The sequence below is a fragment of the Novosphingopyxis iocasae genome, assembly GCF_014334095.1.
GTDB classification, from domain to species: domain Bacteria; phylum Pseudomonadota; class Alphaproteobacteria; order Sphingomonadales; family Sphingomonadaceae; genus Novosphingopyxis; species Novosphingopyxis iocasae.
On sequence record NZ_CP060495.1, the window covers coordinates 2,629,935 to 2,650,490 of the forward strand.

At 61.7% G+C, this 20,556-nt stretch carries 18 protein-coding genes; 11 read left to right on the forward strand and 7 right to left on the reverse strand.

Annotated elements, in window-relative coordinates; genetic code table 11:
* Positions 1-7: 7 nt before the first annotated feature.
* Complete coding sequence (locus tag H7X45_RS12590; protein WP_187335184.1) at positions 8-1,585, reverse strand: alkaline phosphatase; 1,578 nt, start codon at positions 1,583-1,585, stop codon at positions 8-10.
* A 187-nt stretch (positions 1,586-1,772) separates the two neighbouring features.
* On the opposite strand from H7X45_RS12590, the gene H7X45_RS12595 reads away from it, so the two are divergent.
* On the forward strand, positions 1,773-2,015 hold the full coding sequence (locus H7X45_RS12595) for a hypothetical protein (RefSeq protein WP_187335185.1): 243 nt from the start codon (positions 1,773-1,775) through the stop codon (positions 2,013-2,015).
* Positions 2,016-2,050: 35 nt separating this feature from the next.
* Here the strand turns inward: H7X45_RS12595 and H7X45_RS12600 are convergent, their stop codons facing one another.
* Together H7X45_RS12600 and gntA are read right to left on the reverse strand one after the other, a co-directional pair.
* Entirely contained in the window at positions 2,051-2,638 is a 588-nt protein-coding gene (locus H7X45_RS12600; protein WP_187335186.1) for a DUF1989 domain-containing protein, read from the reverse strand.
* Positions 2,635-3,312, reverse strand: a complete 678-nt coding sequence (gntA, locus tag H7X45_RS12605) for a guanitoxin biosynthesis heme-dependent pre-guanitoxin N-hydroxylase GntA (protein ID WP_187335187.1) — start codon at positions 3,310-3,312, stop codon at positions 2,635-2,637. The genes H7X45_RS12600 and gntA overlap by 4 nt, the downstream gene beginning before the upstream one ends.
* 178 nt (positions 3,313-3,490) lie before the next feature.
* Here gntA and prfB point away from each other — a divergent pair, with 178 nt between their 5' ends.
* From prfB to H7X45_RS15185, 8 genes are all read left to right on the forward strand, one after another.
* Positions 3,491-4,618, forward strand: a complete 1,128-nt coding sequence (gene prfB, locus H7X45_RS12610) for a peptide chain release factor 2 (RefSeq protein ID WP_187335188.1) — start codon at positions 3,491-3,493, stop codon at positions 4,616-4,618.
* Positions 4,618-5,340 (forward strand): class I SAM-dependent methyltransferase, encoded by a 723-nt coding sequence (locus H7X45_RS12615; protein WP_187335189.1) that lies wholly within the window; start codon positions 4,618-4,620, stop codon positions 5,338-5,340. Before prfB ends, H7X45_RS12615 begins: the two co-directional genes overlap by 1 nt.
* A gap of 68 nt (positions 5,341-5,408) precedes the next feature.
* Positions 5,409-5,564: a hypothetical protein gene (locus tag H7X45_RS12620; RefSeq protein WP_187335190.1), complete on the forward strand. Its 156-nt coding sequence runs from the start codon at positions 5,409-5,411 to the stop codon at positions 5,562-5,564.
* Positions 5,565-6,046: 482 nt separating this feature from the next.
* Positions 6,047-7,276 carry an HlyD family secretion protein gene (locus H7X45_RS12625; RefSeq protein WP_187335191.1) on the forward strand — a complete coding sequence of 410 codons (1,230 nt, stop codon included), beginning with the start codon at positions 6,047-6,049 and terminating at the stop codon, positions 7,274-7,276.
* Position 7,277: 1 nt separating this feature from the next.
* A complete protein-coding gene (locus tag H7X45_RS12630; protein ID WP_187335192.1) occupies positions 7,278-9,395 on the forward strand; it encodes a peptidase domain-containing ABC transporter in 2,118 nt (705 codons plus the stop codon).
* Between the two features lie 626 nt (positions 9,396-10,021).
* The gene (locus H7X45_RS12635; RefSeq protein ID WP_187335193.1) at positions 10,022-10,237 is read left to right on the forward strand and encodes a hypothetical protein; all 216 of its coding nucleotides are present in this window, start codon (positions 10,022-10,024) and stop codon (positions 10,235-10,237) included.
* Between the two features lie 27 nt (positions 10,238-10,264).
* On the forward strand, positions 10,265-10,480 hold the full coding sequence (locus H7X45_RS12640) for a hypothetical protein (protein WP_187335194.1): 216 nt from the start codon (positions 10,265-10,267) through the stop codon (positions 10,478-10,480).
* Between the two features lie 334 nt (positions 10,481-10,814).
* The gene (locus H7X45_RS15185; RefSeq protein ID WP_214645498.1) at positions 10,815-10,994 is read left to right on the forward strand and encodes a hypothetical protein; all 180 of its coding nucleotides are present in this window, start codon (positions 10,815-10,817) and stop codon (positions 10,992-10,994) included.
* 208 nt (positions 10,995-11,202) lie between these two features.
* Here H7X45_RS15185 and lepA read toward each other — a convergent pair whose 3' ends face one another.
* The 3 genes from lepA to H7X45_RS12655 all read right to left on the reverse strand — a co-directional run bounded on the left by lepA (position 11,203) and on the right by H7X45_RS12655 (position 14,528).
* Positions 11,203-13,005 carry a translation elongation factor 4 gene (gene lepA / locus H7X45_RS12645; protein WP_187335195.1) on the reverse strand — a complete coding sequence of 601 codons (1,803 nt, stop codon included), beginning with the start codon at positions 13,003-13,005 and terminating at the stop codon, positions 11,203-11,205.
* A 136-nt stretch (positions 13,006-13,141) separates the two neighbouring features.
* On the reverse strand, positions 13,142-13,903 hold the full coding sequence (locus tag H7X45_RS12650; RefSeq protein ID WP_187335196.1) for a hypothetical protein: 762 nt from the start codon (positions 13,901-13,903) through the stop codon (positions 13,142-13,144).
* 151 nt (positions 13,904-14,054) lie between these two features.
* On the reverse strand, positions 14,055-14,528 hold the full coding sequence (locus H7X45_RS12655; RefSeq protein WP_187335197.1) for a hypothetical protein: 474 nt from the start codon (positions 14,526-14,528) through the stop codon (positions 14,055-14,057).
* Positions 14,529-14,726: 198 nt separating this feature from the next.
* On the opposite strand from H7X45_RS12655, the gene H7X45_RS12660 reads away from it, so the two are divergent.
* Positions 14,727-16,283: an amino acid permease gene (locus H7X45_RS12660; RefSeq protein ID WP_187335198.1), complete on the forward strand. Its 1,557-nt coding sequence runs from the start codon at positions 14,727-14,729 to the stop codon at positions 16,281-16,283.
* Positions 16,284-16,525: 242 nt separating this feature from the next.
* Positions 16,526-17,833 (forward strand): FAD-dependent oxidoreductase, encoded by a 1,308-nt coding sequence (locus H7X45_RS12665; protein ID WP_187335199.1) that lies wholly within the window; start codon positions 16,526-16,528, stop codon positions 17,831-17,833.
* 37 nt (positions 17,834-17,870) lie between these two features.
* On the opposite strand, the gene H7X45_RS12670 is transcribed toward H7X45_RS12665, so the two are convergent.
* Complete coding sequence (locus tag H7X45_RS12670) at positions 17,871-20,510, reverse strand: sensor domain-containing phosphodiesterase (RefSeq protein ID WP_187335200.1); 2,640 nt, start codon at positions 20,508-20,510, stop codon at positions 17,871-17,873.
* Positions 20,511-20,556: the final 46 nt, after the last annotated feature.

The window sequence follows — 20,556 nt, forward strand, 5'->3', positions numbered from 1 at the left end:
CCGAACCTTATTTCTCCAGCGGCAGTCCCAGCGCGTGCGCCATGAGCGCGTAGATCGCGTTCTGCTCGATCGTACCGCTGACCAGATAGGCATCTGGCCCGCTCGCTTTCAGCGCCACATCCTCGCCAGAATGCGTCTCCGCGCTCGTTGGGACGAGCGACTGCTGAAGATAGTCCTTTTCGGTGGTGTCCACGTCGGCGGGATCGGGCCGCTCGGCCGTGCTCACCGCGCCCGGCCCGTTCGCATAGCCCAGCGTGGTGTAGGCTTTGCCGTCCTTGGTTCCCGGCGCACCGTCCTCGCCGGCGTTGACGGTGCCCAGGATCGGGTTACCGCGCACCGGATAGCCCGCCATCGTGAAGACATGGCTGTGGTCCGCCGTGACGAGAACCATCGTATCCTTCGGATCGGTCAGCTCCAGCGCGGTCGCAACCGCCTCATCCATCGCCGCGAAATCGCTGAGCGCACGGTAGGCGTTGCCGGCGTGGTGCGCATGGTCGATACGCCCGCCCTCCACCAGCAGCACGAAGCCTTTGGGATTGCCCTTCAGCCGCTCGATCGCCGCCGCGGTCATCTGCGCAATGGACGGTTCCTTGCCCGGATCCTCCACGCGGTCTACCTCGAACTGCATATGGCTGGGCTCGAACAGCGCCAGCACGGGCTTGCCGTCCGCAGGGAGCGCCGCGAATTGCGCACCGTTCCAGATGTAATGGCCTTGCGTTCCGGCCATCCAGGCGGCGGCAAGGTCCTGCCCGTCCTTCCGCGCGCCGGTTTTGCCGGGATATTCGGGATCGGCCTGACCAACCGTCAGGAAGTTCGCGCGCCCGCCGCCCATCATCACATCGAAACCGCCGCCATGGTTCCAGTCGACTAGTTGCTGCGCGATGTCTTTGCAGCCCGCCGCCTTCGCCTTGTCCGGCAGCACGGCGTCGTTCTCCCAGTCGCGATTGGCGACATGCGCATAGGTGGCGCCCGGCGTTGCGTGGGTAATCCGCGCGGTCGAGATGATCCCCGTCGCGCGGCCTGCATCGGCGGCCTGCTCGAACAGGCTTTCGACCGGCGCGGCGAGCGAGGCGGCGCAGTCATCGGTCACGACGGATGGTGCCATGCCAAGCGTGCCGCTGCGCGTCTTCGTGCCGCTGAAAATTGCCGTGGCAGTGGCCGCGCTGTCGGGTACCTGAAAGTCGGTCGAGTAGGTCTTGACGATGGCGCTGTAGGGCAGGGTGTCTAGCGCCGCGACATGGCTCTCGCCATCCTCGCCGCGCTGTTCACCCTCGAAGATGCGGCCGGCGGTAATGGTGCCCACACCCATGCCGTCACCGATGAAGATGATCAGGTTCTTGGCAGGCCCCTCGATCCGCTGCCGCGCAACTTGCCGCTGGATATAGGCTGCAGCCTCTGCGCGATATTGCGCGGCGGTCTTGGCGCGTGCGGCGGCGGGTTCCTGCGGCACTTCGCCGGACAGCACGCTCTCCGCCTGCGGAAGGCTTGCATCGGTCGGCGGCGGCGCTGCCGTGCTGCCGCCCATCTGGGCGTTGGCGGCGCAGCCTGCAAAGAGAAGCGGAAGAAGGGTAAGGACAGCGCGCATCGATCATGACTCCGAAAGACGGGATTGCCGGCGCTTTCCCACAGGCCCGTTACAGCTGCAAGACGGCACGCGCGTCGCCGCGATGAGCGGGGAGGGTGCCCGGCGAACATTTATCAGGCAGGCGAATCCCGGCCATCGCGCGTTGATCGACACAGCCCGGCTATCTCGCCGGCAGGAGACCGATCCGATGTTCACCCAGCTCAATCCGCCGCTGCCTGTTACGGTGATCGATCGCGGGAAGGGCTTGGCCTTCGCGGTTATCGATTACGGGCCGGAGCATAACATCATCTGGGTCACGGCAATCGACAGCACCGGTGAAATCTGGTGCGCACCGAACCCGAAGGTGCGCATGCAGAATAACTGGACCATGGGCCGGATGCAGACCGGTGGTGAACCCGGTGGGGAAGGGGCAAGCGCCGAAAACCGCTGAGACGCCATCGGCAAGGACGGCGGCGCTAGCATTGATTAATCGATCCGGTAATCGATTGGCGTCATCGTCCCGTTATTGCTGGTCGGCGCGCTGCACGCCGTAAGGCCGATTATCAGATCCATTTCGGCGCGAAAGCTGATGCAATCGCCGGCTTTGGACAGCGGCGGTTCTACGCTGAAGCGGCCTGTTTCTCCGTTCACGGGCACGTTCATGAAGATGTTGAACGCACAAGGAATGGCATCTGCGCCGATACCGAACGGCTCCAGCGCCGCGGCCAGATTGCCGAAACAGCCGCGATGCGGATCATCATCGCCGTAGAGAATACGAAAGGTATCCTTCGAACAGGGCGTCAGCAGGAAATCGTGCCGCCCGACATCGTCGCGTTCGATATGCAGCATGATGTTGCTGCGGTTCGAGTAGAGCTTGTGGCCCGTCGTCAGATAGATCGTGTCCTGATAGTCGAAGGTCCGCCCGTTCGAAATCAGCTCGCGCGGGTCCGCCTTGCTGTAGGCGACCATATCGCTCACCTGCTCGCCCTCCGGATCGCAGACGGTAAGCCGTTGGCCACGCTTCAGTTCGAAGGCCGTGCCGCTACGGCGGGGAATGCGGGTCATCTCGGTCATGCAAATTCCTCTGTCGGTTTCGGGCGACGGTAGGGCGCGGACCAGCCGGCGGGCACCGCACGTCCGCTATATTGGCGCGCTTCGGACGTCTCGCCATGGCGCGCAAGCATCGGGTTGTCCGAGCCTTGCAGCGACCGGTCGCGCGCCAGAATCGCACCGCGCAGCTTCTCATAGCGACCGGCCTCGCGGAGCCGCTCGAACTGACCATGCAGGTTGAAGATCAGCGTGGGATAACGGAAGCGCCGCGCCTTGCGGCTCGCGCCGGGGTGCAGGCCGACTACGAAGAAGGCCGATCCGCCGAAACTGAGCGAAAAATGCGGATTGTCCGGATCGGCGCTGATGTCTTTGTCCTGCCGCTGACCGAGCCAGACGTCCTTGTCCGTCATTGATTGGATGCGCGCCCACATATGCTGCTCGAACGTCTTCTCGCTCATCACCCGCGGCGCGCCGTAAATTACGGCGAAGGAGCGGAACAGCTTCGGCTCGGCCTGATCGTGGGCGGCGAACGCCATCAGCCGCCGGTGCACTTCCAGATCGTTCCAGCTCGATGCGATCGAGCGGGCGGTCACGATTTCCAGCTGCCGCTTGCCGAGCGCCGATTTGGCGCCGACGCACGGGAAGCGCGTGTCCGAGATAAAGTTTCGCAAGGCGTCGGGCGGGGTAGGGTGGGTCAATCGCTGCGCTTTTCGGGAGAGCCGCCCGCGCTGCCGATCGGCGCGCAAGCGGTTAAGAAAGGGGGATTTAGCAGGCCAACGCCGCCACCATGCTGCCGTTCCTCGCAATCGGCCTAACCTTTACTTCATCGCGCGATCGACTAATTCCACTAGACACATCCAAAAGCGGAGTTTCTTCATGCGCGCAGAAGCGCAAGCCTTGGTCGACCGTATCGACGCCGCCCTCGCCCTCGTCCGGCGCTCGCTCGATTGGGAGCGCGCGCTCCGCCGCCTGGACGAGCTGAATGCCCGCGTCGAGGACCCGACCTTGTGGGACGATCCCAAGAAGGCCGAAAGCGTGATGCGCGAGCGTCAGCGGCTCGACAAGAACATCGGCGCGGCCAAGGACATTGAGGCGGAGAAAGCTGATACGGTCGAGCTGATCGAGATGGCCGATACCGAGGGCGACAGCGAGATGGCGGATGAGGCACTGGCCTCGCTCGCCGCGCTCGCCGAACGCGCGGACCGCGACAAGGTGGAGGCGCTGCTCGGCGGCGAAGCGGACGGCAACGACACCTATCTGGAGATCCACGCCGGCGCCGGCGGCACCGAGAGCAATGACTGGGCCGAGATGCTTCTGCGCATGTACCAGCGCTGGGCCGAGGGGCGCGGCTACAAGGTGGAGATGGTCGAGTATCAGGGTGGCGACAGTGCAGGCATCAAGTCCGCCACGCTGCTGATCAAGGGCGAGAACGCCTACGGCTATGCCAAGACGGAGAGCGGCGTGCACCGCCTGGTGCGCATCAGCCCCTATGACAGCTCCGCGCGCCGCCACACCAGCTTCTCCAGCGTCTGGGTCTACCCCGTGATAGACGACGACATCTCGATCGAGATCAACGAGAGCGACCTCAAGATCGACACCTACCGCGCATCCGGTGCGGGCGGGCAGCACGTCAACACCACCGACAGCGCCGTGCGCATCACCCACGTGCCCAGCGGCATCATCGTCGCCAGCCAGAACGACCGCAGCCAGCACAAGAACCGCGCCGAGGCGATGGGCATGCTGAAGGCCCGCCTGTACGAGGCCGAGCTGCGCGAGCGGGAGGAGCGCGCGATGGCTGAGCATGCGTCGAAGTCCGACATCGGCTGGGGCAGCCAGATCCGCAGCTACGTCCTCCAGCCATACCAGATGGTGAAGGACCTGCGCACCGGCACCACCAGCACCGCGCCCGGCGATGTGCTGGACGGCGCTCTCGATCCCTTCATGGCCGCCGCGCTCGCCCAGCGCGTGACCGGAGAGGCGGTCGAGGTCGAGGACGTCGACTGATGGAGGAGCGCCGCCCCGCGCCCTTGCTGATGCTGCTCGCGCTGGCCGCGTGCCAGAACGGCGGCGCCGGCGCGCCCGGCGACGCGGCTTTCCCGGAGGCGAACCGGCCTGTCGCAAGTGTCGTCGCCACCCAGTTCAGCAACGAGCCCGCGCGCGAGGCCGCGAACGAAGCGCAGGTGGTGATGGACTGGGCAGGGGTGCGGCCCGGCATGACGGTGGCGGACATCGGCGCGGGCGAGGGCTACTACACCGTGCGCCTGGGCGAGCGGGTGGGCGGCAAGGGCCGCGTTCTGGCGCAGGACATCGACCAGGCGGTGCTGACGCGGCTGGGCGAGCGCGTGGCGCGCGACCGGCTGGACAACGTCTCCATCAAGCTCGGCGCGCCGGACGATCCGCGCCTGCCGGAAGCCAGCTTCGACCGCGTGTTCATGGTCCACATGTACCATGAGATCGCGCAGCCCTACGCCTTCCTGTGGCGCCTGCGGCCCGCGCTGAAGCCGGATGGCGAGGTGATAGTGGTCGATGCGGACCGGCCCACCAACCGCCACGGCACCCCGCCCGCGCTCTTGACTTGCGAGCTGGAGGCGGTGGGCTACACCCGCACCGGGTTCGAGCTGCGGCCGGACATCGGCGCGTACATCGCCCGCTTCCGCCCCAGCGGAGAGCGCCCCGATCCGGGCGCGATCCGGCCCTGCCCGGCGCCGGAGCCCGCCGCTGGCTGACCGGCCCGCCGGATACAAGCACGCCCCCGCCCGTTGACCCGGCATCCCACCAACCAAGGAGCGATGCCATGAGCGACCACCCCAAGCAGGACGATGCCACGAGCAGCCCGCCCCCGCGCGACCCGACCGGCAAGCTGAGCCCCGACGAACGCCGCGGATCGGACAGCAGCCACCCGCAGAAGCAGCGCAACGAGCCGGTGATGCCGGAAGACCGCAACGACTAATTGAAGGCCGAAAAGCGCCGAGAATAGGGATGGGGCAGCGCCAGTTTCGTGCTCCGTCCCGAGCGCTCGTCCAGCGCATGGCCAAGCTCACAAGCCTCATGCCGTGAGGTTTCGAGTAGGGGGCTAGGTTGCGACTTAGAGAGGTGCAAACGGCATCCTCCATCGCACCCTGACAGCTACAATTTGAGAACATCGATTAGCGTCTGCGTTAAAAGTGAGAGATCTGAGCGTAAATCGCCTACCGAGCGACGCTGGTTGCGGGCCGGGTACTTTCCAAATTTTTCATCGCTTGTGCGAACCTGAAAGCTTACGTTTCGGCTTTCAAAACGTGGCGGTGAAGTTGGAGGCGGAATTCTCACTATCAGCGCGCTCGCGCAAGCGCGATCTGTTTAGAACAAACAAACGTAAAAGCTGATTAGAATTATCTCCATTTCGACCAGAAAATAGATTGCTCTGCTCATCAATTCATGGTGGGGGCGCGCATGCCACTTTTTCGTTCCGAGGTTCTAGATCATCGCAAGGAATCGCTTCACGGCGATGTCAACATGGTTCTGCCGATATCGTGGCAGATGATTGGCGGGTTGTTCTTTGTCGCGTTGATTGCTGCTATTCTGTTTCTCTCTCTAGCAGGCTATTCGCGGATCGAGGTCGTGACTGGCACTATCGAGCCGAGGGGTGGTGTTGCCAAGATTTTACCTACTCGACCTGGCATTCTCACCAACCTCGCTGTGCAGGAAGGACAAGTTGTCAGTAAAGGGGCTACTTTGGGGCTTGTGCGCAGTGAAGATAGGCTAGCCAACGGAGGCATCGGCACACAGCAGGTACTTAATTCTCTTAATCAACAGGAGCGGGGGCTTTCCCTTCAGCAGGGGCAGATTGATGCATCGGCGCAGGCTGTGCAAGCGCAGCAGCTGGCCCGGATCACTGGTCTGCAGGCGGCAACAGCGGGTTTGGCCGAACAAATTGAAGTGCAGCGAAGTCTCGTCGACACCGCGCGAAACGAACTAGAGCTGGCGCGCAAGATTGGCGAGCGGGGTTTTGTAAGTCGCCGCGATATCCAGCAGCGCGAGGAGGTTTATCTTGGGCGCAAACAACGACTGACGGAGCTGCGCCAATCACTGTCTGCTCAACAGTCCGCTATCAGCGAGGCCCGTGCAGCGATCCGCCAGTCCCAGGCGGACGCAGGCAGCCAGATTGCTGCGCTTACTGGACAGCGAGAGCAAATTGAACAGCAACGGACCAGTGCTGAAGTTGCAAGCGCAATCGCACTGACTGCGCCCGTGGACGGCGTGGTATCTGCACTGACCGGGCGCGAGGGGCAGGCAGTTGGACCTCAAGCAGCGGTCATGTCGATTGTGCCGGAAAGTTCACGGTTGCAAGCAGAGCTGATTGTGCCAAGCTCTGCAATCGGCTTTGTGCGCGTTGGCCAGCAGGTTCGCATCTCTCTAGACGCTTTTCCTTACCAACGCTTCGGTACTCTTCCGGCAACAATCACCTCAATCGCCAGCACGCCAATTGCTTTTCCAACTTCGGAGGGCGGCACCATTCCGGGCTATCTCGTTATCGCGCGGCTCGATGAAAGCCATGTACGCGCTTATGGGAATGAGGAGTCGTTGTTGGCTGGAATGACGTTGACGGCCCGTATCGTTACCGAGAGGCAAAGCCTCATTGAATGGCTTTTCGAGCCGCTATTTGCTGTTGGCAGGCGCTGATATGAGCGCGCAGGGATTAAATCTCGGCTTGCTCAGCCGCGGCCGCGTGCGATTGATGCGCCAGACGGAAATGGCTGAATGCGGGCTTGCTTGCCTCGCAATGGTCGCAAACTTTCACGGTCGAAGAATCGACCTTGGTACCATGCGTCGGCGTTTTGCGCCCTCCATGCGCGGAGCACCGTTGAAAGCGCTTATCACGATAGCGGATCGCATCGGATTGGCTCCCAGACCCGTTAAGTTGCCACTCGAAGAATTGGGCAACCTCCATCTTCCGGCAGTCTTGCACTGGGATCTCAACCATTATGTCGTTCTCGAAGCGGTCAAGAATGGCAAGGCGCTGATCCATAATCCTGCGAGCAGCAGCAAATGGCTGCCCATCGAAGAGGTCTCCAAGCATTTTACGGGCGTCGCGCTGGAGTTGAGACCCGTTGATGATTTCACGCGAAGCGACGAGCGTCAGCGACTGAAATTGTCTCAGTTGTGGCGCAATATGTCTGGTCTGAAACGCGCCTTGGTGCAGACGTTGATTCTCAGTCTTTTGCTTCAGGCGTTCGTTCTAGCCCTGCCCTACTATATGCAGCTTGCGATCGATCGCGTGCTGCCCGGACAGGATCTGGATCTGCTGGTGGTGCTCGCGATCGGCTTCGGACTTTTTATGCTGATTAACGTCGCTGCGACCATGCTTCGTTCGTTTGTTCTGCTTTGGGCCGGCACCTCGCTCGGTTTTGGTCTGGCCACGAATATTGCACGCCGACTGTTCCGCCTGCCGGTTGAATGGTTCGAGAAACGGCACGTGGGCGACATTTTGTCGCGTTTCCAATCGATCCAGCCAATTCAGGATTTGTTGCTAACAGGCGCAATTGCCGCGTTGGTCGATGGTGCGATGGCCGTTCTCACCCTCACCGTGATGTTCTTTTACTCTCCGGTGCTGGCAATGATCGCGCTGCTCGCGTTCGGCCTCTATCTTGTTGTGCGTACGATCTCCTTCGCGTTCGAGCGTGACGCGATCGAGGAAACGATCACGACCAGCGCTGCCGAGCAGTCGACACTGATTGAGACGCTGCGGGGCATCACTTCCCTTCGCTTGTTCAATCGCGAGGCGCTTCGCCATGCGATGTGGCAGAGTAAGCTGACGGATAATGTAAATGCCGATGTGCGTAGGGCGCGAATTGGAATCTGGCAGCAGACTGCCAACGCTCTGCTATTCGGCATCGAGAATATTCTGACCGTTTATCTCGCGATTCGGTTCGCGCTTGGTGGCGGCTTCAGTGTGGGCATGATTTTCGCATACATGTCTTATAAAACCCAGTTCACTCAGAAAGCAGCGGGGTTGGTCGATCAATTCATTGCCTTTCGCATGATCGGCCTCCACCTTGAGCGGCTTTCGGACATCGCGCTTGCAGACGAAGATATCAGTTTCGGGCCTAGTGCAGAGGCGCATACTGAACTGAAGGGCAGGATCGAACTACGCGGCGTGCAATTTCGCTACGCGCCCAGCGATCCGCTTGTGCTCGACGGGGTGGATCTTGTGGTCGAGCCTGGCGATCATATCGCAATAACCGGTCCGTCGGGCGGCGGAAAGTCTACATTGGTCAAAATTCTTCTTGGCCTTACCCAGCCCGATGGCGGTGAAATGCTTGTGGACGGGATGCCGCTCGAGCGCTTCGGCTACAAGAGCTTTCACGAGCAGATCGCCGCCGTACTGCAGGAAGACACGCTATTCGCCGGAACACTGGCGGACAATATAGCGCTGTTCGACGATACGCCGGATATGCAACTCGTGATGGCCGCTTCGCAGGCTGCTGCCATCCATGACGATATCGCCAGAATGCCGATGCAATATGAGACGCTGGTCGGCGACATGGGATCGACCCTATCGGGAGGGCAGAAGCAGCGCGTCCTGCTCGCACGTGCCCTCTACAGGCGTCCTAAGCTTCTCGTCATGGACGAGGGCACCGCCCATCTCGACAGTGAGCACGAGAAAGCGGTAAATGCGGCGATCAGTCAGATCGGTATTACGCGCATTGTTATCGCTCACCGTAGCGAAACGATTTCCGCGGCAGGGACTGTTTGGGAATTAAACGCACAAAAGCTGCGCAAACGGCCAAACGTTTCCTAATTGAAACCGTGAACATTTTGTAAAAAACCGGGCGCGAGCTGCGCTTTTTTCGATGCTGGCCGCCGCATTTTCGCCGGACAGCAATCGAGCTTAGAGCCTGTCAACCGAAAAAATGATCTAAAAATGCCTCCACTGAAGTTGACAACTGTATCTTCCAAGCTAGCATGATGATTGCTCAAGGTGAGCTCGAAGCTTGGGGGGGAGTCCCAGCTATTTATTGATCATCCGTTACATCGGATGGTGCTTAATTTCGCGGAAGCATGATTTCCGGGAGAGTGGATAGTTGCGTGCGTTGATATCCCGGTATCTTAACTGAATTGAATTAACGGAGATATATTTGTGAATAGTGTTGAAAGCCTTTCTGAGCTCGAGATTGATAGTGTTGTTGGCGGCGTTGCTCCGGGTCCGAACGGCGAGGGCTGCACTGAGCCCCGCGATGACAACGATGACACGTCTGGCGGATTTCCGTCAGATAGTAATGTAATTGTCGTGATGATGTAAATCTCAAGTTCCTTTACATTGTTTAACGGATGCGCCGCTGCCTTCTGTCTAAGTGCCACCATTATCAGACTGTGGCGGCGCAGCTTCGTCGCATTTCGCGGTACTAATTAACGGATATCGTAATTATGGAAAATACAGCGATCAAGGGTCAGGGTCTTCTCATTGAAAACCTGAGTTTAGACGAAATTGATTTAGTGGATGGAGCTGCCGATGCGAAGGTCGTTTCTGCAGGAGCGACAATCATGGCGAGTAGCCTTTACGTGGCGGCCGTCCCGCCGGCAGCCGGTGCAATTGCTACAATCGGTCTAGCAGTTGTAGTGATGGGGCTCGCATTTGATTGATGAGCTATATTGATACGGAGAAATATAATGAAAAATATCGTAGAGCTGGGATACTCGGAAATTGATGAAATATCAGGCGGCAATGAGTGCACGCAGGATATTGCGTTGTCTGCTGCTGGAGTAGCTGCAACCATTGCTATTGTAGCTGCTCCGCTCACATTTGGAGCTAGCCTCGCAGTCGCGGCTGCAGCTGGATTGGCGATTGGAGTCGGGGCGGGAAGTGCTCAGTCAAGCTGTAGTTAAGATCTCCTCAGTGCGCAGCCAATGCTGCGCACTGAACCGTTTTTAAGACTTGTATATTCATTAAGTCATTAGGATTGGCCGCGGCTGCGAACTCATGTCGGAGATGGTTTTGTACGCCAATACCTGGGAATAAAACAGAATGATAAAGGACGTTATATGGATTGCGATAATGGCCATATTGGTGTTTATGGCGATCGTCGGTGGTTGGAACTATTGGGTGCGCGATCGCACTAATGATCGCTGATTGTTAATTCCACCTCTGTGTACTATCGTACAACCAACTCATTTGGAGAGATGATTGTCCCGGATCTATTTGAGGGGGCTCGCCTAGGGTGTGATGCTCACCGACATGCCGGGCGAAGAACCGTTCTATTGCGTTTTCAGCTCGGCGCAGGTCGCGGCTGTACTACGTTTATTTGACGCCGTGGACAGTCAAGTAGCCGCCTTAGCAATGGCACACTTCATGCCAGGGCAATTGGCAACGAACCGCATGGTGCGTGTAAACGCGTTGTGAAATGTATTGTCCAACGAAAGCGTTCGCATCCGTGCGGTAAGGAAGTGGAAAATCAGGAGGAAGTCGCCTTGCGAGCAGTCTCGTTGCTGTAGGCAGTTGGCTCACGTCCCGAAACCGCTGAGAAGCTCGTCGTTGGTCAGTCCAAAATAGCGGTTACCTTTTGAGGTAATTGCTCACTCCGGATCAAAGCACCATTTTGATCCGGACCCTACTCCTCCCCCATCCGCAACGCCGCGATAAACGCTTCCTGGGGGATCGACACATTGCCGTACTCCCGCATCTTCGCCTTGCCCTTTTTCTGCTTTTCCAGCAGCTTTTTCTTCCGGCTGATGTCGCCGCCATAGCATTTGGCGGTGACGTCCTTGCGCATGGCGCTGATCGTCTCGCGGGCGATCACCTTGGCGCCGATGGCGGCCTGGATCGGGATTTTGAACAAATGGCGGGGGATCAGGTCCTTCAGGCGCTCGCACAGCTGGCGGCCGCGGATTTCGGCCTGCTGGCGGTGGACGACCATGCCGAGCGCGTCGACCGGCTCGTTGTTCACCAGGATGTTCATCTTCACGAGATCGCCTTCGCGCAGGCCGATCTGCTCGTAATCGAAGCTGGCATAGCCGCGCGATATGGACTTCAGCCGATCGTAGAAATCGAACACCACCTCGTTCAGCGGCAGCTCGTACACCACCTGCGCGCGGCCGCCGACATAGGTCAGCTCCGTCTGGATGCCGCGCCGGTCCTGACAAAGCTTCAGGATGGAGCCGAGATAGTCGTCCGGCGTGTAGATGGTCGCCTTGATCCAGGGCTCCTCCATATGATCGATATGGACGGGGTCCGGATAGTCGGCCGGGTTGTGGAGATACTGCACGCTGCCGTCGGTCATCGTCATGCGGTAGACGACGGACGGCGCGGTGGTGATGAGATCCAGATCATATTCGCGGGTGAGGCGTTCCTGGATGATCTCCAGATGCAGGAGGCCCAGGAAGCCGCAGCGGAAGCCGAAGCCGAGCGCGGCGCTCGTTTCCATCTCGAAGGTGAAGCTGGCGTCGTTGAGGCGCAGGCGGCCGATGCTTTCGCGCAGCTTCTCGAAGTCCGCGGCGTCCACCGGGAAGAGGCCGCAGAACACCACCGACTGCACTTCCTTGAAGCCCGGCAGCGCCTTGTCCGCGCCGCCCTTCACGGTGGTGATGGTGTCGCCCACCGCGGTGTCGGCCACTTCCTTGATCTGCGCGGTGATGAAGCCGATTTCGCCGGGGCCTAGTTCGGGCAGCTGGGTGATCTTGGGCTTCATGCAGCCCACGCGGTCCACCAGATGCTGCGAACCCTGCTGCATGAAGCGGATGTTCATGCCCTTCTTCAGCACGCCGTCCATCACGCGCACCAGGATGACGACGCCCAGATAGGGATCGTACCAGCTATCGACGAGCATGGCTTTGAGCGGCGCGTCGCGGTCTCCCGTCGGCGGGGGGATGCGCTGGACGACGGCTTCCAGCACATCCTCGATGCCGATGCCGGACTTGGCGCTGGTGAGCACCGCATCGTCCGCGGGGATGCCGACGATATCTTCGATCTCGGTGCGGACCTTGTCGGGCTCGGCCGCGGGCAGATCGATCTTGTTGATGACGGGCACGATCTCATGGTCATGCTCGATCGACTGGTACACATTGGCCAGCGTCTGCGCCTCCACGCCCTGCGCGGCGTCGACCACCAGCAGCGCGCCCTCGCACGCGGCGAGCGAGCGGCTGACCTCATAGGCGAAATCGACATGGCCGGGCGTGTCCATCAGGTTCAGCTGATAGGTCTCTCCGTCCGCGGCGGTGTAATCCAGCCGCACGGTCTGCGCCTTGATGGTGATGCCGCGCTCGCGCTCGATATCCATATTGTCGAGCACCTGGCTCGACATCTCGCGCTCGGTCAGCCCGCCGGTCAGCTGGATGAGGCGATCGGCCAGGGTGGATTTGCCATGGTCGATATGCGCGATGATGGAGAAATTACGGATTTTGGAGAGGTCTGTCATGTCGAGCGCGCAAATAGCCTGCGAGGGCGCGGCTGTCATCCGGCATGTGGCGGTGCCATTGGCGCGGGCCGGAACATGGCCAGCCCGCGCGCTGTCTTCGGAAGATGCGCTTCCGGAATGTTTTGTCGATGCTGCCTTACATCGGCGGGGTTAGACCGTCTTTACCGACAGCGACGAACTGCGCCGCGGCTACATTGGCGGGCTTTTTGACGAAAAGCTTCTGGCCCGCCTTCAGGATGGACCGGTCCGCAGGCTCGAAGCGCACGATCGGTGTACCTTCGGGAACGGCGACCTCGGCGGTGCCGCCTTCATAGGCGATGGTCAGCGCCTTTCCGGCATTGCCTGCGCTGGTCGCGTTCGTCACCGTGCCGTTGGTCATGGCGCTTTGCTGCTGAACGGTGCCGTTGGTCATGGCGCTCTGCTGCTGGACCGTACCATTCGTCATAGCGCTGGATCCGCCGCTACCACCGCCGCTGGCCGCCATCACGCCGGGGGTATCCCATTCATAATGGCCCTCGCCGCTACCGCGCATGGATTCGGGGAATATCACCACTTCCACGGCGCGCAGCGCGTCCTTCGGGCCCGTCGTCGCGGTGCCGATGAAGTCGCCGTCCTTTACGTCGGCGAGCGTTGCCGGAACCACCCAGGCGTAAGCGGTGTCGTTGCCGGTCGGCACGTCCACGCTCTGGCCATCATAGGTTTGCACGGTGAGCGATGCATCGGTCATCGCGGTCAGCGCGCCGCGCACATGGTCGGCGGCGACGGCGGGTGCCTGCGCCGCGCCGGCATCGGAGGCCGCTTCGGTGGACGGCTGCGCTTCGGGCTGTTCGCCGCCGCCGCTGCAGGCGGCAAGCGCGGCCATACCGACGCCGCAGAGGGCGAGTTTAATCAATCGCATGGGGAAGACCTTTCTTCAGGCCCAGACCGATCCAGCGGAAGGCCGGAAGTTTATCGGCGGGCGAGCCCGCATAACGCGGCGATACAAGGCGGAGTTCCGCTCCTGTCCGCTGTCTCGAGGCCGCGCGCAGCCAATGCGGGGGGCGCGCCGATCAGAGCGGTGGGGGCGCTACGCTGAGGTCGCTTGCGCGCTGCAGCACCAGATGGGTCTGGTAGTAATATTTCTCGGTCGGCCGGCCATTGGCTACGAACACAATGCGCACGCGCCGCGCGGTGCCGCGAACGGCGATGCGTTTGCCGTCCAGAAACTCGGCCGGGTCCGCGCCGAAGCGTTCGCGCAGTTGCGCCTGGATGGCGGGGGTGAGAACCACGCTCAGATTGCGCGGATCGCGGTAATCGGGCTGCGAATTCAGATAAAGGCGCCCGGCATCGGCGACACCGCTGCCGCGCACCGTCATCTCGAACAGGCCGCTGACGCCTTGCGGAGCCACTTCGGCTGCGTTCATCACCGCCTGCTCAGGCGTTAGGCGCACCAGCGGCGCGGGCGAACGGCTGACCCCGTTGACGGTTGGCGCGCAGGCGGCAAGCCCAAGCAGCGCCCCGCCGACCATGCCTGAGCGGAGCATCGACGCAGGCCGCGTGCCCCGGTGGCGGGCGGTCGCAGATCGGGGCGGGCGGCACGGAGCGATTGCGTTCATCGACCGATGTCCTCGCCCCGCGCAATTCCGATTGCAAGCTTCGAAAATCGGCATAGACACTTCTCCCGGCTGTATGCCGGACGTGGTGGGTGGGCCTTCGCGTTCCAGGGAGAGGTCCAACCTTACATGATATTCGGACGCGTAAAGCCGCTCGATGCGATCCTCGCAACGGCGGAAAAGAAATCGCTCACGCGCACACTCGGGCCGTGGCAGCTGACGCTGCTCGGCGTCGGCGCGATCATCGGCACCGGGATTTTCGTGCTCACATCGGAGGCCGCGCAGAAGGCGGGCCCCGGCATGATGTGGAGTTTTGTCATTGCCGGCCTGGTCTGTGCGGTGGCGGCGCTCTGCTATTCGGAACTGGCATCGATGGTGCCGGTTGCCGGGTCTGCTTACACCTACACCTATGCCGTGATGGGCGAGCTTTTGGCCTGGATGGTCGGTTTCGCGTTGATCCTGGAATATGCGGTATCCGCCAGCGCAGTTTCGGTCGGCTGGTCGGGCTATTTCGTCGGCTTGCTGGCGAATGCGGGGATAAACCTGCCACCCGCGCTAACCCAGGGTTTTTACGCGCCGGGCGGGTTCATCAACCTGCCGGCCATGCTGATCGCGCTGGTCATCACCGGCCTCTTGATGATCGGGACGACCGAGAGCGCGCGGGTAAACGCGGTGCTGGTGACCGTGAAGGTCACCGCGCTCGTCATCTTCATCGTCATCACGCTTCCCATGCTGAACGGGCAGAATTTCCAGCCCTTCATGCCCAATGGCTGGACCGGGCCTGGCCTCGGCTCCGGCCTCGGCGCGCTGGGCGCGGCGGCCTCCATCTTCTTCGCCTATGTCGGCTTCGACGCGGTTTCGACCGCTGCCGAGGAGACCGTCAACCCGCAGCGTAACGTGCCGATCGGCCTGATCGGCGCGCTCGGCATCTGCACGGTGTTCTACCTTCTCGTGTCCGCTGGTGCGATCGGCACCGTGGGCGCGCAGCCGATCATGGGGCCGGACGGCGGCCTGCTGCAGCCCGGAAGCACCGAATTCGCCGCGCGCTGCCAGAGCCTTCTGGACATGGGCCGCGAGCCGCTGGTCTGCTCCAAAGAAGCGCTGGCCTTCGTGCTGCGCGAGGCGGGGCATCCCTGGCTGGGCAATGCCATCGGTATCGCCGCGTTCCTGGGCCTGCCTTCGGTGATCCTGATCATGCTGTTCGGCCAGACGCGTATCTTTTTCGTGATGTCGCGCGACGGGCTGCTGCCCACGGGCTTGGCCAAGATCCACCCCAAGTGGAACACGCCGCACGTCATCACCATGATCACCGGCGTTGCGGTGGCAGCGTTCGCAGCGTTCCTGCCGGTGGGCAAGCTGGCCGATATCTCCAACTCGGGCACGCTGTTCGCCTTCTTCATGGTGGCGCTGTCGGTGCTGATCCTGCGCCGCACCCAGCCGGACCGGGAGCGGCCGTTCAAGACGCCGTTCATCTGGATCGTCGCGCCGCTCGCCATCATCGGTACCGTCGGGCTCTATGTCAGCCTGCCGGTGGAGGCGATGCTGGTGCTGCCGATCTGGGGCGGCATCGGCCTGGTGATTTATTTCCTCTACGGATATCGCAAGAGCAACGTCGCGCGCGGCATCGTGGAGGTTCACGAGCTGGACAGCGATGCGCCGCCCGAACCGGTACCGCCGCATAATTGATTGCGGGCGGGAAGAGATTGGAGGGGCAGGGGATATTCTCCTGCCCCTTTTTGTTGCCCGTCTCCGATCCCGTTCGTGCTGAGCTTGTCGAAGCACCGTCTTCCTTCTTGGCTTAGCTTCCGACCGCGAGACAGTACGGCCCTTCGACAGGCTCAGGGCGAACGGATGTTTTCAAGTAAGGCCCAACCCCCTTGCCCTCGCGCGTCACGTCGCTAGCCTCGCTTGCGAAGGAGAGTGCCGCCATGCGCCATATCGCGATCGTCGGATCTGGCCCTGCGGGCTATTACACCGCGGAGGCCGCGCAGAAGGCGTTCGGGGAGGATGTGCGGATCGATATTCTCGATCGGCTGCCGACGCCCTTCGGCCTCATCCGTTTCGGCGTGGCGCCCGATCACCAATCGATCAAGAAGGTTGCGCGCCGTTATGAGAAGGTGGCGCTGAGCGACAATGTACGCTTCGTCGGCCATGTTTCGGTGGGCGAGGATATCGCGATCGCCGAGCTGATGGAGCTGTACGACGCGGTGGTGCTGGCCACCGGCGCGCCGCATGATCGCACGCTCGATCTGCCGGGCAGCGATCTGGCCGGGGTTTACGGCAGCGCATCCTTCGTCGGCTGGTATAACGGCCATCCCGATTTTGCCGCCGTCGATCCGCCGCTGGATGGGCGCGATGTGGTGGTGATCGGCAATGGCAATGTGGCGCTGGACGTGGCGCGCATCCTGTCCAAGACGCGCGCGGAGTTCGAAAGCAGCGACATCGCGCGCCATGCGCTGGACGCGCTGGATGCGGCGGGGACGCGGACGATCACGATCCTGGGCCGGCGCGGGCCGCATCAGATCGCGATGACGCCCAAGGAACTGGGCGAACTGGGGCGGCTGGAGAACGCCGCGCCGAGCGTCGATCCGTCGGATTTGCCGCCCGAGGCGCAGGACGAGGGGCTGGAGCCGGGCCAGCGCAAATCGGTCGGCATCCTGCGCGAGTTCGCCGCGGGCGCGGACGGCGCGGGTAAGGGCAAGACGATTATGTTCGATTTCTTCGCATCACCGGTCGAACTTCTCGGAGAGGAGCGGGTCGAAGGAGTGCGGGTGGAGCGGACCGAGCTGGACGGAGAACATCGCCCGCGCGGCACGGGCGAGACCTACGATATCCCCGCGCAGCTCGTCGTCACCTGCATCGGCTATCGCAGCCCGCGCATCGAGGGCGTGCCCTATGATGAAGGTGCGGGGCGTTTCGCCAATGAGGACGGGCGCATCCAGCCGGGGCTCTACTGCGTCGGATGGGCGCGGCGCGGGCCGACGGGGACGATCGGCACCAATCGCCCGGATGGCTATGAGCTGGTCGATCGCATCGCGCAGGATATCGGCGAGGGGGCAGGCAAGGCCGGCCGTGCCGGGCTGGACGCGCTGCTGGAAGAGCGCGGGGTCGATATCGTGACCTTTGCCGATTGGCAGAAGATCGACGAGGCGGAGGTGGCGCGCGCCATGAAGGGGGCGCCGCGCGAAAAATTCGTTCGGGTGGAAGACATGATCGCCGCGCATCGGGGCGAATGAGGCACCAAAAACCTGCCGCAGCCGTCCGCGCGGCTGGCTAACGCTTCGAAACCGCTACCGGCGTGTTGAAGGGAGCAAGGTTCGATTTCATAGGGAGATTGCGCAAGATGGGGGTCCTCTGAATGGCGGACGCCCGGACTTCGGAAGACGCGGTCTTTCTGCTCGCACTGACGATATGGCTGATTTCTTCGCGGGCAATCGGCTGGCTGAACAGAAAACCCTGAAGATGGGTGCAGCCCAGGTCTTCCAGCATCTTTTGCTGCTCGGCGGTTTCCACACCTTCCGCGACAACGGCCATGGACAATTGGCGAGCCAGGCCGACAACGGCCGTGACGATCGCCTTGGCCGCCTGCGACCCCTCGATCTCGGAAACGAACGATTTGTCGATCTTGACCGTATCGAAGGTAAATCGCTGGAAGTAGCTGAGCGAGGAATAGCCGATGCCGAAATCGTCGATCGAGATGCGGATGCCGATGTCGCGCAGTTGCTGGAGCTGCGCGAAGGCTTCATGAGCATTCTGGATCACCAGGTTTTCGGTGACTTCCAGTTGAAGCCGTTCGGCGGGCAGGCCGGTCTCCTCAAGGACGGTCAGGATCGTCTCGACCAAGTGGCCCGAATAGAATTGGCGCGGAGACAGGTTTACCGCCACCTTGATGGAGGCCGGCCAGCTGCACGCGTCGCGGCATGCCTTGCGCAGCACCTGCTCGCCCAATTGTTCGATCAGCCCGCAATCTTCGGCAAGTGCGATGAACAGATCGGGCGAAACCGGTCCACGATCGATCTGCGTCCAGCGCGCCAGCGCTTCGAAACCGATGATGTCACCGGACCTGGCTTCGATGATGGGCTGATAGGCAACGTCGATCTCATCGGTATCGACGGCCGCGCGCAAATGGGTCTCCAGCGTGCGCCGGTCGCGCTCGGCTGCATCCATCTGATCGTCGAAGAAGCATGGCTGGCGCTTTGCTTCCTGCTTGGCGCGGTACATGGCAAGATCGGAATTCTGGCGCAGCGTCTCGATGGTGTCGCCGTCCTTGGGGTGGAGAACGACGCCGATCGAAGCCCCGATATGCGCGGTAATACCGCCTACCGAAATGGGCGCGAAGATGCTCTCTATGAGATTGCCGGAAATGCGCAGCGCGCGCGAACGCAAGTTGTCGCCCGTTAGAAGGCAGACGAACTCGTCGCCGCCGATCCGGGCAATTTCCGAATGTTCGTCGGCGATGATGCTCAGCCGCTGGCCGATCAGCTTCAGCACTTCGTCGCCCATGACATGGCCGAACTGATCGTTGACCGACTTGAACCGATCCAGATCGATATTGAGCAGCGCAAATGGCTCCGCATCGTTGATCAGCTGATCGACGCGTTCCAGGAAGCTTGCGCGGTTCAAGAGGCCTGTCAGGATATCATAGCGCGATAGCCGCCAGCGGTCCGCCTCGGAACGGCGGATTTCGGTGACATCCTCCGACAGCCCCAGGAGATACTGGCCCGGCCGGTCGGGGCCGTCGATCAGCACGCGGGTCGTGCGAATATTGACCCGTTCGCCATTGTCCCGTTCGAACTCGGTTTCCGTTTGCCTGGGCATGCCGCCGGAAATTGCGTCGCGATCGTTTTGCTTATATCGGTCGCCTTGTTCCGGAAACAGTTCATCGTCGTCCTTGCCGATCATGTGCATCGCAGGGCGGCCTATCATGTCTGCTGCTTTCTTGTTGAGCAGGAGATAGCGCTGCGTTTCGGAATCCTTCACATAGAGCATCGAGGGCAGGTTCGCGACGACCGCCTTGAGAAACGTGCGGCTGCTGTCTCGTTCGGCGCGGAGTTTCTTACGCGCAGAGATATCGCGGACGACCGAGGCGAAGCCACCATTCGCCTCATCCCCCCAAGGTGCGGGCGCAAGTTCGATGGGGAATGTGGCACCGTCTTGCCGGACACCCGTAAGCTCTTTGGAGGGTGTCGGCGCGCGTGCAGGTTCCTCGTCGGAGGCCGTCTCACAGGGCGGGCTGTAATCCTGATCGAGCCCATCGGGGATGAATTCTGTAACGTCGCGGCCGATCGCGGTTTTTGCGGAATGGCCGAACATGTGCGCGGCGGCCTCGTTCCAGTAAACGATCTTTCCGGCGTGGTTGGCCGCGATGACCGCGTCGGTCGTGGAAGCCACGACCTGCGCAGCGATATGCGCCTGATAGCGGGCGCGCCGGGCCTCGATCAGCTCGCTGACTACTTGGGCGAGTTCTTCCAGAAACAGGATGTTCGCGTCCGGAAAATGGCTGCGCGGCGCGCCATCGAGCGCGCAGAGGCTGCCGATGCAATGGCCGGACCGCAAATAGAGCGGCGCACCGGCATAGAAGCGGATGTGCGGATCGCCGGTGACAAGCGGGTTGGTGCGAAACGTCTCGTCCTCGAGCGTGTCGAGTATGACGAGCGGCGCGCGCCGTTCCACCACCTGATCGCAGAAGGCGACGTCGCGGGGGGTCTCGCGGAAATCGATGCCCTGGCGGGATTTGAACCATTGGCGATCCCGGTCGATCAGGCTCACCGCTGCGCTGGATACGCCCAGCACGGCGGCCACCATCCGGGTGATGGCATCGAATTCGCGTTCGTCCCCGCTGTCCAGAATCGCCAGGTCCGCCAGCGCGGCAAGGCGTTCGCTTTCGGTTAGCGCGAAATTGTGATTCCCCATCTGCACAGCGCGGCGATAGGGGAATAACCTTAAACTTTTATGTTCT

Excerpts from the sequence above, each read along its gene's own strand:
- H7X45_RS12595 (WP_187335185.1), top strand. The coding sequence starts at position 1,773 with ATGTTCACCCAGCTCAATCCGCCGCTGCCTGTTACGGTGATCGATCGC.
- H7X45_RS12655 (WP_187335197.1), bottom strand. The coding sequence starts at position 14,528 with ATGCTCCGCTCAGGCATGGTCGGCGGGGCGCTGCTTGGGCTTGCCGCC.
- H7X45_RS12660 (WP_187335198.1), top strand. The coding sequence starts at position 14,727 with ATGATATTCGGACGCGTAAAGCCGCTCGATGCGATCCTCGCAACGGCG.
- H7X45_RS12625 (WP_187335191.1), top strand. The coding sequence starts at position 6,047 with ATGCCACTTTTTCGTTCCGAGGTTCTAGATCATCGCAAGGAATCGCTT.
- H7X45_RS12590 (WP_187335184.1), bottom strand. The coding sequence starts at position 1,585 with ATGCGCGCTGTCCTTACCCTTCTTCCGCTTCTCTTTGCAGGCTGCGCC.
- H7X45_RS12670 (WP_187335200.1), bottom strand. The coding sequence starts at position 20,510 with ATGGGGAATCACAATTTCGCGCTAACCGAAAGCGAACGCCTTGCCGCG.
- H7X45_RS12630 (WP_187335192.1), top strand. The coding sequence starts at position 7,278 with ATGAGCGCGCAGGGATTAAATCTCGGCTTGCTCAGCCGCGGCCGCGTG.
- lepA (WP_187335195.1), bottom strand. The coding sequence starts at position 13,005 with ATGACAGACCTCTCCAAAATCCGTAATTTCTCCATCATCGCGCATATC.
- H7X45_RS12650 (WP_187335196.1), bottom strand. The coding sequence starts at position 13,903 with ATGCGATTGATTAAACTCGCCCTCTGCGGCGTCGGTATGGCCGCGCTT.
- H7X45_RS12665 (WP_187335199.1), top strand. The coding sequence starts at position 16,526 with ATGCGCCATATCGCGATCGTCGGATCTGGCCCTGCGGGCTATTACACC.
- H7X45_RS12640 (WP_187335194.1), top strand. The coding sequence starts at position 10,265 with ATGAAAAATATCGTAGAGCTGGGATACTCGGAAATTGATGAAATATCA.
- prfB (WP_187335188.1), top strand. The coding sequence starts at position 3,491 with ATGCGCGCAGAAGCGCAAGCCTTGGTCGACCGTATCGACGCCGCCCTC.
- H7X45_RS12600 (WP_187335186.1), bottom strand. The coding sequence starts at position 2,638 with ATGACCGAGATGACCCGCATTCCCCGCCGTAGCGGCACGGCCTTCGAA.
- H7X45_RS12615 (WP_187335189.1), top strand. The coding sequence starts at position 4,618 with ATGGAGGAGCGCCGCCCCGCGCCCTTGCTGATGCTGCTCGCGCTGGCC.
- H7X45_RS12620 (WP_187335190.1), top strand. The coding sequence starts at position 5,409 with ATGAGCGACCACCCCAAGCAGGACGATGCCACGAGCAGCCCGCCCCCG.
- H7X45_RS12635 (WP_187335193.1), top strand. The coding sequence starts at position 10,022 with ATGGAAAATACAGCGATCAAGGGTCAGGGTCTTCTCATTGAAAACCTG.